The sequence below is a fragment of the Sorangium sp. So ce321 genome (genome assembly GCF_051530195.1).
Lineage (GTDB): Bacteria > Myxococcota_A > Polyangia > Polyangiales > Polyangiaceae > Sorangium.
In genome coordinates this window covers 7,456,454-7,471,660 of record NZ_CP150329.1, presented here as the reverse complement: position 1 = coordinate 7,471,660, position 15,207 = coordinate 7,456,454, and the positions used below count along the sequence as shown (strand labels likewise).

Annotated in this window: 13 protein-coding genes; 6 read left to right on the top strand and 7 right to left on the bottom strand. The window is 73.2% G+C overall.

Annotation, left to right across the window (positions count from 1 at the left end; all coding sequences use genetic code 11):
• Nucleotides 1–27 precede the first annotated feature (27 nt).
• A complete protein-coding gene (locus WME89_RS27455; protein ID WP_438002670.1) occupies nucleotides 28–840 on the top strand; it encodes a hypothetical protein in 813 nt (270 codons plus the stop codon).
• Between the two features lie 162 nt (nucleotides 841–1,002).
• On the opposite strand, the gene WME89_RS27450 is transcribed toward WME89_RS27455, so the two are convergent.
• Both WME89_RS27450 and WME89_RS27445 read right to left on the bottom strand, forming a co-directional pair.
• Nucleotides 1,003–4,287, bottom strand: coding sequence for a hypothetical protein (locus WME89_RS27450; protein WP_438002669.1), 3,285 nt, complete (start codon nucleotides 4,285–4,287; stop codon nucleotides 1,003–1,005).
• On the bottom strand, nucleotides 4,284–5,525 hold the full coding sequence (locus WME89_RS27445; protein ID WP_438002668.1) for a serine/threonine protein kinase: 1,242 nt from the start codon (nucleotides 5,523–5,525) through the stop codon (nucleotides 4,284–4,286). The genes WME89_RS27450 and WME89_RS27445 overlap by 4 nt, the downstream gene beginning before the upstream one ends.
• Before the next feature lie 316 nt (nucleotides 5,526–5,841).
• Between WME89_RS27445 and WME89_RS27440 the strand changes: the two genes are divergently transcribed.
• The 5 genes from WME89_RS27440 to WME89_RS27420 all read left to right on the top strand — a co-directional run bounded on the left by WME89_RS27440 (nucleotide 5,842) and on the right by WME89_RS27420 (nucleotide 9,161).
• Entirely contained in the window at nucleotides 5,842–6,450 is a 609-nt protein-coding gene (locus WME89_RS27440) for a hypothetical protein (RefSeq protein ID WP_438002667.1), read from the top strand.
• A 133-nt stretch (nucleotides 6,451–6,583) separates the two neighbouring features.
• Nucleotides 6,584–6,817: a hypothetical protein gene (locus tag WME89_RS27435; protein ID WP_437496631.1), complete on the top strand. Its 234-nt coding sequence runs from the start codon at nucleotides 6,584–6,586 to the stop codon at nucleotides 6,815–6,817.
• Between the two features lie 453 nt (nucleotides 6,818–7,270).
• Nucleotides 7,271–7,465, top strand: a complete 195-nt coding sequence (locus WME89_RS27430) for a hypothetical protein (protein ID WP_437617570.1) — start codon at nucleotides 7,271–7,273, stop codon at nucleotides 7,463–7,465.
• 189 nt (nucleotides 7,466–7,654) lie between these two features.
• On the top strand, nucleotides 7,655–8,362 hold the full coding sequence (locus WME89_RS27425) for a DUF2914 domain-containing protein (protein ID WP_438002666.1): 708 nt from the start codon (nucleotides 7,655–7,657) through the stop codon (nucleotides 8,360–8,362).
• Nucleotides 8,363–8,381: 19 nt separating this feature from the next.
• Nucleotides 8,382–9,161 (top strand): hypothetical protein, encoded by a 780-nt coding sequence (locus WME89_RS27420; protein ID WP_438011978.1) that lies wholly within the window; start codon nucleotides 8,382–8,384, stop codon nucleotides 9,159–9,161.
• A gap of 45 nt (nucleotides 9,162–9,206) precedes the next feature.
• On the opposite strand, the gene WME89_RS27415 is transcribed toward WME89_RS27420, so the two are convergent.
• From WME89_RS27415 to WME89_RS27395, 5 genes are all read right to left on the bottom strand, one after another.
• Nucleotides 9,207–10,211 carry a hypothetical protein gene (locus WME89_RS27415; protein WP_438002665.1) on the bottom strand — a complete coding sequence of 335 codons (1,005 nt, stop codon included), beginning with the start codon at nucleotides 10,209–10,211 and terminating at the stop codon, nucleotides 9,207–9,209.
• 23 nt (nucleotides 10,212–10,234) lie between these two features.
• Nucleotides 10,235–11,269, bottom strand: a complete 1,035-nt coding sequence (locus WME89_RS27410; RefSeq protein WP_438002664.1) for a hypothetical protein — start codon at nucleotides 11,267–11,269, stop codon at nucleotides 10,235–10,237.
• Nucleotides 11,266–12,693, bottom strand: a complete 1,428-nt coding sequence (locus tag WME89_RS27405) for a serine/threonine-protein kinase (protein WP_438002663.1) — start codon at nucleotides 12,691–12,693, stop codon at nucleotides 11,266–11,268. Before WME89_RS27405 ends, WME89_RS27410 begins: the two co-directional genes overlap by 4 nt.
• Nucleotides 12,694–12,909: 216 nt before the next feature.
• Nucleotides 12,910–13,827, bottom strand: coding sequence for a 1-acyl-sn-glycerol-3-phosphate acyltransferase (locus WME89_RS27400; protein WP_438002662.1), 918 nt, complete (start codon nucleotides 13,825–13,827; stop codon nucleotides 12,910–12,912).
• Nucleotides 13,828–13,998: 171 nt separating this feature from the next.
• Nucleotides 13,999–14,880, bottom strand: a complete 882-nt coding sequence (locus WME89_RS27395; protein WP_438002661.1) for a formylglycine-generating enzyme family protein — start codon at nucleotides 14,878–14,880, stop codon at nucleotides 13,999–14,001.
• Nucleotides 14,881–15,207 lie beyond the last annotated feature (327 nt).

Sequence of the window (15,207 nt, the reverse complement as noted above, 5' to 3'; positions counted from 1 at the left end):
CAACGAGGTAGATGTATGAGTAGGCGCATGACGAGTTTGGCTGTTGTGTCCCTGGCTGCCGCGTCCTTGATCACGCTTGGTTCGGCGTCCGCGAGCGCAAAGGACCACACGGACTGGGCCCTCGAGTTCATCAACAACGCGGTCAGCAACTCGGTGACCGATGAGGGCGAGGATTGCTTCATGAACTGGGGTGACGGCACTCCGGCGGCCTGGTCCGCCAAGACCAAGGGCGCGTGCTTCTTCACGCTGTCGCTCCAGAAGGCGATGGGGTACGCGAAGAAGGATATCGGGAACCTCTGGTTCGCGAACAGCCCCGTGTCCGATGTCTACTTCGACTACATCAACATGAGCCCGGCGCTCGGCGCGCCCCCGCTGTCGGAGGACGATGAGACGCATTTCCGCCGCGTCAGCAGGGCCATCGACATCCAGAGGGGTGATATCCTCGTCGTCGGCGCCACTGGCACCTACCCCGGCCACACGGTAATCATCACGGGCGCGCCGACGGAGATCCTGCCGCAGATCAACCCGCGTTACGCGGGGACGAAGCAGTACGCGGTGCCGATCGTGGACTCGACGACCATGTCGCACGGGTGCAACACGGCGTACCCGGACAGCCGGTGGAGCGGACCGTGCGTCGGCGGGTCCATGGCCGACGGCGCAGGGACGGGTTACATGCGCGTCTACACCGACTCGATCACGAACATCCTGCTCGGCTACACGTGGAGCGTCACCTCCTCGACGACGACCTACTACTCCCCGTCGACGCGGCCGTTCCGCGTCGGCAGGCTGTTCAAGCTGCCCCCGCCGGCTGGGGATGACCTGCCCCCGCCCCCTCCCTGATCGCAGGGCACGCTCTTCTCGATCACGGTGAGCTGAGCTCTTCAGCTCCTGACCAGCGAAGCCCTTACCCCGCGGGCCGGGGTAGGGGCTCGCCCCTTTTTGTCCGCGGCCGCGTCGAGCGGCCTGTTGTCTACCCGAGTGCTCCATCGCGGTGACCTCGACTCAGCGGATCTCGGCCTCTGCCCGGGCGAGCTCGACGATCTCGAGCCGCTCGAGCATCGACTCGGTGACCAGCGGGCCGCTCGGCCTGAGGCCGCGCCGCGCCTGCTCCCGCTCGTAGGCCGCGAAGGCGCGGATCAGGAACGGGGGAAACGCCCGGAAGAGCAGCCTCGCCTCGGCCCGGAGCGGGCCGCGCCGATTGCCGGCCGCGAGCTCGTACGTGTACCGGATCGGCACGCCGGGCGGCACGGAGCGCGTGTCGATGATCGCGTCCGGCCCCCTGACGCCTCCGCGGCTCGCGTCCAGCGCGCCGACAGGGAAATAGATCTCCAGAAAGGCGTTCTGCCCCGTGAGGTTCGAGCCGCATGCCCCGGTGTCAGCGTCGTAGTCGCCGTCCGCGAACCGGTCGGCGTGGTGCAGCCCCTGGCCGGGCCCGGGCTGGCAGACGCCGGCCGCGTCCACCACGCCGATGCAGCGGACACAGCGTAAAAATCCGTTCTGGAAGTTGATGAGCCCTCGCCCCCGGAACGACGTGCCGCCGAGCCGTGGCGGTGGATTCCAGAGAGGGACATCCGGGCCGTCGCGCACGTCGGCGCCGAACAACCCCCCTGATGCGCCCTCCGCCCTGAAGGGGTGATTGGCGTCCGGGTTGGTGTTCACCCGGGCGAACACCTTGTCTTTGAGGTCCTCCTCGGCGCGGTCGACGCGGCCAACCTCGTAGATCACCCGCCCATCTCCGTCCCTCACCACGAGGTGGACCCAGAACTCGCGCTCCTGGCTGAAGCCAGCCGGCACCTTGTGCCCGGCGCCGGTGTTCTCGATCTCGATCGGGATCTCGATGCGGTCCCCGCCCGCGCGCCGCGCGGCGCCGAGCTCGAAGCGGAACGTGTGGCGGAGGAGCAGGTCGCGGCGGCGGCGCGCGCCCGCGGGGATGCCGTGCACGTCGAGCGAGGGCTCGTCGATGAGCGCCTCGGGGAACTCGTCCGACAGCGGCACATCCACGCCGGAGAAGTAGTGGGTCACGACGTCGGCCGGAGCGGTGGAGTGGTCGGCGACCCGGCCCCGCGGCAGCGTGCCGGGCGGGCGGGGGGCGAAGTGCGTTCCGGGCGGGCACTCCGGATCTCCCGCCGACGCCTGCGCGGCGCCCGTCGCCGGCGCCGCCTCGCACACGCCAGGGTAGGTGCTCATGTGGCAGTCCTGGCAGCTGGCCGCGCGGCGGCCCGCGCGCTCCTCGGATCGCGCCCAGTCCGACCACTCGGTGTAGGCGTTGCGCAGGCGCTTGAAGTGCTCGCCCCGCGCGCCAGCGAGGCTGTCGGTGCCGAAGAGGCGCACGTCGTGGCAGGCCCCGCAGAACTCGCTCGAGCGCAGGTAGGCCTTCGCGGCCGCCGACGGTCGGCCGTGCACGACGGGGTCGTCGGCGCTCGCCGGCCGGTCCGCCGAAGTCACGAAGCGCCGGTCCCCGCGCTGGCCTGCGGCGAGCAGGAGCTCCTCGGGGCGAAGGTCGTAACCGCTGTTCGCGATCCCGAAGAGACCCCGCGCGTCCTCGGGGCGCGCCGCGAAGACGGCGCCGGTCGTGAAGGACGTCCACGTCGGGTTGCCCTGGTAGCCAGCGCGCCCGCGCGGGCCGACCGGACCGTGCACCTGGTGGCAGAAGGCACAGGAGATCCCCTCCATCCCGCGGCGGGTGAGCAGGTCGCGCACGGGCAGGCGCGTGCGGGGATCGCCGCCGGGGCGGCCGTCCCACGCCGGCATGGCCGCGTCGAGGTTCTCCGCCGGGCTGTGGCAGTTGACGCACCAGTGCTCGCCGCCCGAGCCGGTCACGGCGACGCCGCTGCGCCCGTCGCGGCACGCGCGCGCGGGGTCGGCCTTGCGGAGGATGCCCGCGCCGTTCGGGCAATCGGCGGTGCGCCCGGCCTGCTCCTGGATGAGGCTCTCCAGCGCGTTGAAGAGCGGGCTCTTCACCGAGTGCGCCATCACGGAGCGGCGCCACTCCGACGCCTGGCGGCCGTGGCACGCGGCGCAGTCCTCCGCCGCCGTCTGCGGCCCTGCGAGCGGCGCGACCGGCGCCACGGCGACCGCCCGCGGCGCCGCCCGCTCGGGCGCGGCCCGCGGCAGCGCGAGCGCGGCCAGCGCGGCCGACGCGACGAGCGCGCCGGCGCCGAGCGGCGCGAGCTGCCACAGCCGCGATGCCGTGCCGGCGCGCTCGTCCCGCCGGCGCGGCGGCCGCCCGGCTTGCGCGCGGTCTCCGGGCTCGCGCCCGCGCGTCGCCGCGGCGGTCGTGGCCTCTGCCGCCGCGGCGCTGGTCCTGGCTGCCGTCGCGGCGCTGGCCTCTTTCGACGCGTCGGCGCGCCGGGACGCCGGGGCGACGTGCGCCGGCCGCGCCGCCGGGGGCTCGTCGAGGAACCCGCTCAGCGCGTCCGCGATCGCCTCGGCGCGCGGCGGCCGCCGCGCGGGGTCCGGATGGAGCAGCCGCAGGGCGTAGCCCTGGAGGCCGGCGGGGAGCGAGGTCGCCACGCCCTCGATGAACGGCGGCGGCTCGCTGTGTGCGGCCTCGCCGAGCGCGTGCCGCAGGCCGGCGCCCGCGAACGGGTGCTCTCCCGCGAGCAGGCGGTAGAGCACGAGGCCGAGCGCGTAGCGGTTCGCGGCGCTGTCCCAGAGCGCGCCGTCGGCCTGCGCGGGGGGCGTCCAGAGCGGCGGGACCGCCGAGGACGCGCGCGCCCCCTCGGCGCGCGGCTCCGAGGCAGCCCCGCGGCCCGCCTGTGCCCCGACGAGCGCCGCCACGAGCCCGCTCGCGGGCAGCGTCACCCCGCCAGCGTCGTCCACGAGCACCGCGTCGGGCGAGAGCGGACCAGGGAACAGGCTGGCCTGCTCGCACGCGGCGAGCGCGCGGGCGAGCGGGACGGCGAGCCGGAGCGCCTCCTCGAACGGAAAGGGCCCGCGCCGAGCGCGCATCCGGTCCGACAGGGAAGCGCCCGCGAGCCTCCGCACGAGCCAGACGCGCGCCGACCGAGGGCGCGGCGCGTCGCCGCGCTCGCCGTCGGCCGGCGCGTCGCCGTCGGCCGGCGCGGCGATGGCGCCGTCGATGAAGCCGCCGACGCCCGCGCTTCCGAGCGACAGGAGGCGCGTCGCGACGGCCTCGTGCTCCGGCCCTGCCGGGCCGCCCTGGTCGGGCTCGCCGAGCCGCCACAGCTCTTCCGCAGCGCCGCAGCGCGACCGCGCGGCGCACCCCATGGCCGGCAGGGGCGCGCCTTCCGTGTAGCCAGCCTGCTCTGGCGACGCTCGCCTCACCGCGCCCTCACCGGCGGCGCCGGCGTCGCGGCGCTGGCGGGCGGCTCCGGCGCGCCGTCCGAAGAGCGCAGCGCGCAGGTCCCGAGCCCGGCGAGCGCCGACAGCGTCACGATGATCGCGATCGCGAGCCGGCCCGGCACGTCGCGTGTCCGGTCGATCTGCTCGACGAGCGCGATCGTGTCGGTGCGCGGCGCGCCCGACGCGCCGGTGATGCGCGCCCCTCCCGGCCCGCTCGGCCGTTCCTGGTCGCCGGCGCGATGCGGCCTGCTCACCCGTTCCTGGTCGCCGGCGCGGTGCGGCGCGCTCACCCGTTCCTGGTCGCCGGCGCGGTGCGGCGCGCTCACCCGCTCCTGATCGCGCGCGCGGTGCGGGGCGCTCGCCGTCGCCGCGCGCTCCCCGCCGGCGGTTCGCTGCGGCGTGCTCCCTGCTGTCTGGAACGGCTCCAGGCGGTCCACGATGTCCTGCGCGAGGTACGGTCGATCCTCGGGGGCCTTCTCGAGCAGCTGGAAGAGGAGCTGCTCGACGCCGCGGGGCAGCCCGCTCCGCACGTCGTCATCGAGCGGCGGCGGCTCCGCCGTGCACTGCAGGTTGAGCAGCTCGCGCGGCGAGGCCGACTGGAACGGCGGGCGCCCCGTGAGGGCCTCGTAGAGGATGAGCCCGAGGCAGTAGAGGTCCGACCGGTGATCGATGGAGCGCGCGTCGATCTGCTCCGGGCTCATGTACTGCAGGGTGCCGACGCTCTGCGTGTTGGTCTGGTTCATCGCCTCGACGACCTTGGCGATGCCGAAGTCCATCACCTTCACGCCGCCGTCCTTCTGCACCATGATGTTCTCGGGCTTGAGATCGCGGTGGATCACGGGCGGCGCTTGCCCGTGGGCCGCCGCGAGCGCGCTCGCCACGCCGGCCGTGATCCGCACCGCTTCCGGCCAGGGGAGGCGGCCGGCGGCGCCGAGGACGGAGCGCAGCGTCTGGCCGTCCAGGTACTCGAGCACCATCACGAGCTCGCCGGAGGCCTCGATGCTGGCGAGGCTCCGGACGATGTTCGGGTGCTCCAGGTGCGCGAGGATCTGCATCTCGTTCAGGAAGAGGCGCCGTCCCTGCTCGCTCCGGGCGAGCTCCGGGCGCAGCACCTTCAGCGCGACGCGCCGGCGCGACAGGCGCTCCTCGCCCTCGTAGACCTTGCCCATCCCCCCCTCGCCGACGAGGCGTCGAACGAGGTACTCGCCGATCTGATCCATGCGCCGTCTCCTCTCCCTGGCCGGGGCGTCTCTTCTACGTGCGAGCAGGGCCGAGGGCTTACACCCGATTCCGCGTCCGGCTCGCCGCCGGTCCCCTCCGGCGCCCCTCCGCACCGCCGCGGCGCCGCATCGCATCGAGCGCGGAGGCGCAGAGGACACGGCTCCTCTTTGCCCCTTCGCCCTCTGCCCCTCCGCGCTGCTTCAGGATCGCGGCCCCCGCGGAGATCGTGGCTCGACGAGAGGATCGCGGTTTCTCGCCCGGCGGGGTATCGAATTCCAGCGCCTCGGTGGAGGACGTGGTGGTAGATCTGGCCTCATGCTCCTACGTCAGGCGCCGCTCGCTCGAGCAGCGCTCGTGGCGCTCGTGGCGCTCGTGGTCCCGGCCTGCTCGCGGAGCGCGCCGGAGCCCGAGCCGTCGCCGCCGCCGGCCGCCTCCGGCGCGCCCGCCGCCGCGCCGCTCGCGTGGGATGTCCCGGGGAGCTGGGCGGCGCTCGACGTGCCGCGCGCCGGCCCGCGCAAGGCCCTCTACAAGGTGCCCAGGGCAGGGAACGACAAGGAGGACGTCGAGGTGCAGGTCCTCTCGTTCGGCCTGGGGAACAGGGGAGACGTCGAGGCGAACTTCCAGGAGTGGTTCGCGCAGTTCGATGGCGACGTCGGGGCGAAGGCCAGGCGCGAGTCGTTCGAGGTTCGCGGCATGCGGGTCGAGACGGTCGAGGTGGCGGGCACCTACACGATCGCGCTCGGGCCGAAGGCGGGCGCCCGCAAGCGAGCCTCCGTCGAGATGGTGAAGGAAGGCTACCGGCTCCTCGGCGCGGCGGTGAGGACGCCCGATCGCGGAAACTGGTTCTTCAGGATGGTCGGCCCGGACGAGACGGTGCAGTCGGCGCGCTCGGCGTTCCGGGGCCTGATCGAGTCGGTGCGGTGAGCTCGATGCGGTGAGCTCAGCTTGATAGGGCGAGCGCTGCGTGGTTGCGCACGTCCTTGTTCGCCGCGAGCACCGGCGCGCCGGGTGGCGTGGCGCTCGTGGCCGGCTTGGCGCCCGTGGTAGCTTGCGCGCCATGGATGACCGAAAGCGCGACGCCCGCACGCCGGCCGAGATCTTCCGCACCGAGGCGGAGGCCGAGGCGGAGACGAACCGACTCTGCGAGGAGAGCAAGCACCAGCTCGCCAACCGCTGTCCCGAGTGCGGCAGCCTGGGCAGCATGGAGCTGGTCGACGGGGTCCTGCGCTGCGTCGATTGCGACGAGGTGGTGGCCGCCGCCCGCCAGCTGGCTGGCTTCGGCCGCCGCTGAAGCGCTCCCGGCGAGCGCCGCCTCCCCGGCTTCGGGAGCGCCGCTCAGCCGCCCTGCCCGGAGCCGATGAATAAAGCACGGAACCTGCGTTCAGTGTTCAGGGCGTCCCGTTGAAACTCCGGCCATCACGCTTTACGCTGCGCCGCGCTTCACGTCGCCACGGGCACTCGCCACAGCGCCTGGGCCAGGGAGCGAGAAGGCGAGAAGCGTCCTCGCGCCCAGCGGGACCTGAAAAAGCGGACTCGAAAAAGCGGACTGGAGCAGCACCGGACAGAAATCGTCGAGAAAGACCTCTTTCATGATGATTTTCAGTCGAAGCCGTGACTATTCTGCGAGCATTGGCGTTTTCGCGCCCAGGCCAGTTTCCAGCCCCGGACACCGTGCACGGAAGTGCAGGACGGCTCAGCCAGCCGGGGCGTGACAGCCAGACTGAAGTGTTGCAAGGAGTTGGAGATGAAGCAGATCGCAGCGGACAGCTCGTACCACGCGCCACGGGAGACAACGCAGGGGTCCCGGGCGACGACGGCACGAGGCGCGAGCGGAGGGCTGCTCATCCTGATGATCGAAGACAGCGCCATCACGAACTTCGGTCCCTCGCAAGATAGTGAGTTGACCAACATTCCGCGCCGCTCCCGTCCGAAGCGTTGACCAGGGCCGCCGCGACCTGGCGGCGCCGCTCCCGAGCTTCTTTCTTGCTGCACGACGCCGGCTCCATGCCCTGCGATGGGCAGGGGCGACGGGTCTCCTGGCTGCTGCCGGGGTTGTAGTTTTTTCGCCCCCTCCGCTGAATCGTGGCACCTCGTCGGTGTGAACACCCGGGGAACGAAGCGGAAAACCATGGTCCTGGCGCTCGCAGCCGCTGCTCTCGGCGGGGCGCCCGCGTGGCTCGGTTGCAGTGACCCGAGCGATGCCGTCGCCCGGATCGCCCGCGAGGAGCCTCCGGCGCTGAGCCGCGCGGCCCAGGGGAGGCCAGGCGGCGGCGCCGAGGGGGAGGCGAGCGCGGCTGCGCCCAGGGACGAAGGCGACGCGCCGGCGCTCGTCGGCGGCGCCGCCGCGGACGAGGGCCGCAGCGACGCAGACCGCCGCGACGGGGCGACCGCGTCGACCCGCGGCGCGGGGCGAGAGCGGCGTCGCAGGTCGGGATCGGTCGCGGACGGCTCGGGGCGCGCGGCGCCGGGCGGTGTCGCTGAAGAGCGCGCCGTCGCGGCGCCCGAGCTCCAGGTGGTGCGGCTCGTCGTCTCGCGGGGCATCGCCGGTCGCGAGCCGCTCGAGCCGGCGACCTCGTTCGCGAGCGCGGAGATCGACCGCATCTATGCCTTCGTCGAGCTCGCCAACAAGGACCGGGCCGCCTCGGAGATCACCGTCGCCTTCACGCCGCCTGACGGGAGCGCGCCGCTGCGCATCCCCCTCGCGGTCGGCGCGCAGCGGCGGTTTCGTACGTGGGCGGCCACGCGGAAGGCGCGCGCGGCGGGGCTCTGGTCGGTGGTGGTCAGCGACGCGGCGGGCAGGGAGCTCGCGCGCGCCTCGTTCACGATCACGAAGTAGGAGGCGCCCCGTGGATCGCATGTTGCGCTCGCGCCCGTCTCTCCTCCCGCGCGCCCGCCGCGCCGCCGTCCTCGTCCTCGCTCTCGCCGCGGGAGGTTGCGTCTCCCGCGCCGCGGCAGCGCCCGAGCTCCCCGCGCGCTCGCCGCTGGTCTCCCGCGCTCCCATCGAGCAGGTGGGGCTCAACTTCTGGGTCCCCGATGGCCCCGCGGCCAGGGTGCTCTCGCTGCAGGTCCCGGAGATCGACGAGGACGAGCCGCCCGGGGCCGTCCCGCCGGCGCTCGCGCCGCTGCGGCGCGCGGCGTCGGCGGATCCGGACGAGGAGCGCCGTTATGTGCTCCTGCCCGGCATCGCCCTCGCGCCCGCGGTGGAAGAGAAGGTCGCGGAGATCGCCAGCGCCTACTTCCGCCGGACCGGAAAGGAGCTCGTCATCACGAGCGGCACGCGGGACCCGGCGCGGCAGGCCGAGGCAATGCACGAGCTGTTCCGACATGGCGCCGACGTCCTCGGCCTCTACAAGGACAAGGCGGCGGCGCGCGAGATCATGAGCGCCTACGAGGAGGGGCTCTCGACCGAGCAGCCCCCGGAGGCGCTGATCGCGGCCCTCGAGCAGGTGATCCGCGCCCAGATCGACCGCGGCGTGTTCATCTCGGCGCACCTCCGGGAGGGCGCGGTCGACATCCGGAACCGGGACATGACGCCGGCGGAGAAGCGCGCCTTTCTCGATGGCGTCGAGGAGGTCGGCGGCGTGCTCGCGCTCGAGGAGTCGCGGCCGCCCCACTATCACCTGCAGATCGATTGAGCCCGGGACGCCGAGCGCCCCGGCCGCCTGACCGGCGGCTGCGCGTCACTCGTCGGTGAACCGGACGATCTCTCCCGAGTCGCTGTTCGTCCAGTACGCGCCCGTCCTGTCCGCGGCGATGCCCGTCGGGCCCCCCTGGCGCGACGCGATCTCCTCCGGCTCGGCGGTGCCGTCCTTGCGGATCCGGTGGACGCTCCCCGCCGCCCTGACGGTGACATAGAGGTAGTCTCCGTGGGCGGCGAGCCCCGTCGGTGGGCTCGACAGCCCTGCGAGGAGGGGCACCGGGACGTCTCCTCCGCTCCGCGGATACCGCATGACGCCGCTCTGGGTGAGCCAGTAGAGGTTGGCTTCGTCCAGCGCGAGCAGGCTCGGCGCTTCCTCGAGGTCGGTGACCAGCGGCTCTCCGGGGGCGCTGTCGCTCGTGTCGTCGAAGAAGATCTCGTTGCGCCCGTGGTCGGTCCAGTAGACGCGGGCGCCGTCGGCCGCGACGCCGAAGGGCTCGCCGCCTTCCGTGAGATCCTTCCGGTTGCCGCCTGCCTTGGGGATCCAGGTGATGCGCTCCGCGCTGGGCCGAGCGCTGTAGATGTTGTCGGCGTTCAGCGCGAGCTCCTCGACGGCGCCGCAGCTACCCCACAGCAATTCCCCGCCGGCAGCCGGAAACCGCCCTTCCTTCGGCAGCCTCCACAGCTTGTCGCGCTCCCCTGAGCCGCCCTCGCACTCGCCCTCGAACCCCGTGTCGGTGCTCGACCAGTAGATGTGCGTCGCGTCCAGCGCGATGACCGCGGGCGCCTCGCTCGAAGGAGCGAGCAGGTCGATGACCGCCGGGTCATCCTTGATCTGCATCCGGAGCGCTCCGCCCGTCGCGCTCCCCTGGGCCCCGCCGCTCCTCCCGTTGGTCCAGTAGATCACCTCCTCGTCGAGCGCGATGCCGCGCGGCTCCGCCTGGTTGCTCGCGATCGTGAGGACCGGGATCACCTCGCGATCCTCGAGCCCCGCGATCTGCGCGCAGCCGTGGAGGGCGGGCGCGAGCGCGGCGAGCGCGAGCGTCACGGCAGAACTCTTCGAGCTTCGCATCACCACTGGCCTCCGAGCACCACGCGCCCCCCGTCCGAAGCGACGCTCGGCGCGACCCAGACCCGCTCGCCCGCGACAGCCCTCTCTGGCGACGGGGACAACAGCACCATCGCGACGCCGGCCCCGAGGCACAAGAGCCCGGCCCCGACCGCGATGTTCGAGACCATCGCGGTCGTCCGAGCGCTCTCGTTCGCCTCGACGTCCGCCCGGCTGCAGCGGAAGTTGCCGCTGCAGCCCTCCTCGACGTCGCTGGCCTTCTGCACCGTCAGGACGCCGAACACCGCGCCCACGCCGATCCCGGCGAGCCCGACGCCGCCGGCGACGAAGCCGAGCGCGCGCATCGGGCTGCCCGTCCCCTCGGGGCCCCGCGCCTCGGGCCGAGCCGGCGGCGCCGGGCGCGGCGGGGCAGGGGGAGCAGCCCTGGGCGGCTCCGGCGCGGCGACGCCCGCGAGCGGCGGGATGGTCACCCGCGCCGTGCTCGGCCCGGGATCGAGCGTCACCTGCTGCGACCAGGGCTGCTTGCCCGGCGCCCTGGCCTCGACCGTCGCCGTGCCCGGATCGACGGGGATACCCGAGCCGGTGGCCGCTGTCGCGCTGAGCTCCTTGCCGTTCAGCGTGATCGCCATGCCCGGCGCCGGCTGCGCGACCTCCAGGACGAGGCGCGTCAGCCGGGCTTCCAGCTCGGACCCGCGCTTGGCCGCGAACTGGGCGCGATCCTGCTGCCCGGCGCTCGCCGCGAGCGCGGACGCCTCCTTGAACTCGGCCCACGCGCTCGCTGTCTTGCCCTCCTTCTCGTGGCAGACCGCGAGGTTGAGCAGCGTCCCGACGGTGGGATCCACGCGCTGGCTCTCGGCCAGCTTGGGGCACGCCTCGGGGAGCTTGCCCTCGTCCATGAGCTTCTTGCCGTCCTGGAACAGCCCCTCCGCGAGGGCCTTGTCGGACGGGGTCGGCTGGGCTCGCAGCGGCGAGGTCATGCACATCCCGGAGAGCAGCGCGAGCCATGCGCCCGCGTGTCGCGCTCGTGACGGTCTCAATGGCGGCTCCTCAACATATCGTCCTCGCTGGTCGAAATCGTCGGCTTCGGCTGGGCGCCTGGCCTGAGCGGCGCTCCGGACGCGGTCGCCCGCGGCCGCGCGCTGGGCGCGGTGTTGCCCGCGTGCGCCGCGCTCGGCGCAGGGGCCAGCGGCGCCGCCGGGCTCGCCGCGGCCGTGGCGGCGGTGAGCACGGGCGCCGCGCTCGGCGCGAACGGCGCGGGGGCGAGCGCGTCGCCGCCGGCGCTGCCCGCGCGATCGGGCTCGCGCGCCGCCGCTGAGCTCGGCGCTGGCGGCGCCACGCGACCGCCCCCGACGAGCCACGCGCCCGCGCCGGCCGCGCCGGCGAGCAGCGCGGCCACGCCGGCGGCCACGAGCAGCCGGCGCCGCGACCTGCGGCGATAGCTCGTGTGCGACCACGACGCGCCGGACAGCCGGTCGCTGTCCTCGGCGGCCTTCGAGTTGAGCAGCGTCTGCCCGGCCGGCGACGCCGCGCCGATCGCGCTCTGGATGCGCGAGGTCGAGAGCTTCGCGAAGCTCGACCCGAGCGGATCGAGGGCCTGCGCCAGCTTGGCGACGTTGGCGTAGCGCGCGCTCACGTCGCGCTCCAGGCAGCGCGCGACGATGCGCTCCAGCATGGCGGGCGCGTCGCTCCGCCTGTCGCGCAGCCGCGGCACGGGCTGGTGCAGGATGTTCGCCATCACCGCGGCGACCGTCTCGCCCTGGAACGGCGGCTCGCCCGTGACGAGCGTGTACAGCAGCACACCGAACGACCACACGTCGGCGCGCCCGTCGACGGTCCTCGGCGCCATCATCTGCTCGGGCGACATGTACCCGGGCGACCCCATCACCTGCTTCGTCGACGTGAGGCCCGGCTCCGCGGGCGAGTCGAGGCCTTGGCCCTTCGAGATGCCGAAATCGAGCACCTTGATGTGCCGTGTCCCGTCCGCGTGCTCGGCCAGGAACAGATTCGAAGGCTTGATGTCCCGGTGCACGACGCCGGCCGCGTGCGCCTCGGCCACCGCCTCGAGCGCCTGCAACACGTAGTCGACCGCATCCTGGATGGGCAGCGGGCCGTGGGTGTCGATGACCTGCTGGAGATCGAGCCCGCTCAGGAACTCCATCACCATGAACGGCACGCCGCTCTCCGTCGTGCCGACGTCGAACACGCGCGCGACGTGCTCGCCCTGCAGGCGCGCCGCCGTCCGGGCCTCCCGCAGGAAGCGCGCCACGGCCTCCTGGTTCGCGAGGGCGTCCTGGCGCAGGATCTTGATGGCGACCTTCTGGTCGAGATCCTCGTTGCGCGCGGCGAGCACGACCCCCATTCCGCCGATCGCCACGACCCGCTCGACGCGGTACTTGGCCGCGATGAGCTCTCCGGGCTGGGCCACCGGTGCGAGCAGCTGCGCGGTGCGGTCGGGGTTCACGGCTGGCGCCCAAGCCTACATGAATGGACTCGGTTTTCCGAGAGCCGCGCGAGGGCCAGCGCCCTTTATCGTCCGCCGGCGGATTCCGGCGCGGCGTGACCGCGTGTCAGCGCTGGAGCGCGAGCCAGCCGCGTGAAACCAGGCGTCATCACCGCCTCCGGCGCCACGCGCGCTCTCGGGACGCCATCACGTTGCTATCCTTCCGTGGTTTTCCCGTCAACCTGTGGCTCGCTGGCAGCCGCGCGGGAAGAGGCCGTGCCTGCCCGCCGCCCGGAGCTCGTCCAGCCCGGCCTGCATGCGCGCGACGATCCGCGCGAACGCGCGCTCGACCACGTCCGGGTCGCTGGCAGCTTCCCTCGGGAGCCCGAGGTGCACCGGGCGGAGCATCCGCGTATGGATCTTCACCGGGAGGGGCACATGGGGGATCGGGACGCCGACGATGAGGCCCCACGGAAGCGCGAGGCCGAGCGGCGCGACGTTCGAGCGCGCGAGCTGGGGGAGGCGGAGCCACTCGGCGAGCCTGCGCCCGTCCGTGGCGATGTAGAGCGACTGGTGCGCGCCCACGCTCACGATCGGCACGATCGGCACGCCCTCGCGGATGGCGAGCCGGACGAAGCCGCGGCGCCGGCCGAAGCGGATCGTGTACTGCTCCGACGTGGGCTTGCACGCGTCGAGATCGCCGCCGGGGAAGACCAGCACCGCCGCGCCCCGGGCGAGCGCCCGCCGCGCGTTCTCCGGGCTCGCGGCGATGGCGCCGCAGGCGTTGAGCCAGGGGCCGGCCTTCGGGACGTTGAACGGCAGGTCGTGCATGAGCCCGTAGGCCGGGCGCGAGGGCCCATAGCGGCGCCAGAACGCCGTCATGTGGCAGTACATGTCCGGCATTCCCGTCATCGCGTTGTGGTTGCTGACGGCGAGGAAGGGGCCGTCGGGCAGGTCCGCTTCGAACTCGGTCTCGCACCGGAAGTAGTCGTCGTAGAGGAGGCCGAGCAGCGGGAGCACGCGGGCGATGAACGCCGGGTCGCGCGCGTCGAGGTCGTCCGGGCGGGCGCGCTCGCGCCCCTTGGCGCCGAACGCGGCGATCGCGTCCTTCAAGAGGTCGAGGCCGGGGCGTGGCTCTCTTGCTAGGGTCAGCACCGTATCCCGGTGCCCTAGCCCGCGGCGCGACCGAGGGGAAGCGGATCGTGGGGCTCGCCCGCCGCGCGTCCACGAGCGGCGCGCGCGGGCTGGCTCTCGCCCGTCACCCCCGGCGCGCCGCCGCTTCGATGAACCGCCCCGGCGCGGGCCGGCACGGGGCTGCAGCGCCGATCACTGGACGTCGCGGCAGCACCGGAAGCTCGTCTCGTAGTAGCGGAACCCGTCCGCGTGCGCCGGGTTCGTCGAGCCGCACCGCGGCTTCGCGCCGCCAAAGCACCCGGACCAGTAACAGCCCTTGAGGACGTGGGGATACTCGTTGACGTGGTACTTGGTGCGCACCACCCACTCCTCGACGCTCCCCGTCATGTCGTGGACGCCGAAGGCGCTCACGCACCCGGGGCGCGCGCCGCTCGGCTCGGCCTGGTAGAGCGCCTCGACCTCCGCCGCCGCCTCCTCGGAAGGCCATGTGTTGAGCGCGCCCTCGTCGGGGGCTCTCCATGTCTTGCCGTCGTTGCAGCGGTCCGCTTCGTGGGTGTTCCCGTACGGATAGATGAACCCCTCGGGTCCCTCGCACGCCGTGTCCCACTCGTCCTCGGTGCAGAGGCGTTTGCCGCGCTCCTCGCACCAGGCGTGCGCCGAGACAGCGCTCTCCATCACGAGCGGCAGGGCGCCTTCCACGTTGGGCGCCTCGAAGCGATCGATGCAGTATCCCTCGACCTCCACCATGTCGGGCGGGCACGGCCCCTCGGGGTGCGTATCGAGCGGGAAGTCCTCTTCGCTGATCGCGCCGCCCTCTCCGGCCCCGGCGGCCCCGGCGGCCCCGGCGGCCCCGGCGGCCCCGGCGGCCCCGCCGCCCGCGCCGCCCGCGCCGCCGCTTCCAGCCGACGTCGTGGAGGAGACCGAGGTCGAGGACGTCGCGGCTGCCCCTCCGCCGCCCGAGGCGTCGTCCATCATGCCGGAGCCGAGACCTCCGTTGCAGGCAGCGCTGAAGAGCGACATGACCCCGAGAAGCGACGTGATCCGGACGGCGAGCGCGAGAGCTCCAGGGCGCATTGCGGGCTCCTCATCGATCAGGGTGCCAGAGCGGCGCTCTCTCGTCGAGCGAGCGCGCTGCGCTCGACGCGCGTCGCGTCGTTGTTCATCGCGTCAATTCGTCACCAACATCGACCTTCGTCCTCCGCCCTGATCCTCCGCACTTCTTCCTTCATTGGCCCTCGCTGTGCTCGGGCGGAGCCACGCGCCGGGCCGTGAAACGAGGTCGATCTCCGTCGCGCTCGTCGGTGGCGGGCGCGACAAGAGCGGTGCGCGGAGGAGAAGAAGTGGAGCTGCCAGGGACGCCAAGGGAAGAAATTTCTGCTCCTTTTGACGTCCCTGGCGTCT

Excerpts from the sequence above, each read along its gene's own strand:
- WME89_RS27455 (WP_438002670.1), top strand. The coding sequence starts at position 28 with ATGACGAGTTTGGCTGTTGTGTCCCTGGCTGCCGCGTCCTTGATCACG.
- WME89_RS27445 (WP_438002668.1), bottom strand. The coding sequence starts at position 5,525 with ATGGATCAGATCGGCGAGTACCTCGTTCGACGCCTCGTCGGCGAGGGG.
- WME89_RS27440 (WP_438002667.1), top strand. The coding sequence starts at position 5,842 with ATGCTCCTACGTCAGGCGCCGCTCGCTCGAGCAGCGCTCGTGGCGCTC.
- WME89_RS27435 (WP_437496631.1), top strand. The coding sequence starts at position 6,584 with ATGGATGACCGAAAGCGCGACGCCCGCACGCCGGCCGAGATCTTCCGC.
- WME89_RS27430 (WP_437617570.1), top strand. The coding sequence starts at position 7,271 with ATGAAGCAGATCGCAGCGGACAGCTCGTACCACGCGCCACGGGAGACA.
- WME89_RS27425 (WP_438002666.1), top strand. The coding sequence starts at position 7,655 with ATGGTCCTGGCGCTCGCAGCCGCTGCTCTCGGCGGGGCGCCCGCGTGG.
- WME89_RS27420 (WP_438011978.1), top strand. The coding sequence starts at position 8,382 with ATGTTGCGCTCGCGCCCGTCTCTCCTCCCGCGCGCCCGCCGCGCCGCC.
- WME89_RS27395 (WP_438002661.1), bottom strand. The coding sequence starts at position 14,880 with ATGCGCCCTGGAGCTCTCGCGCTCGCCGTCCGGATCACGTCGCTTCTC.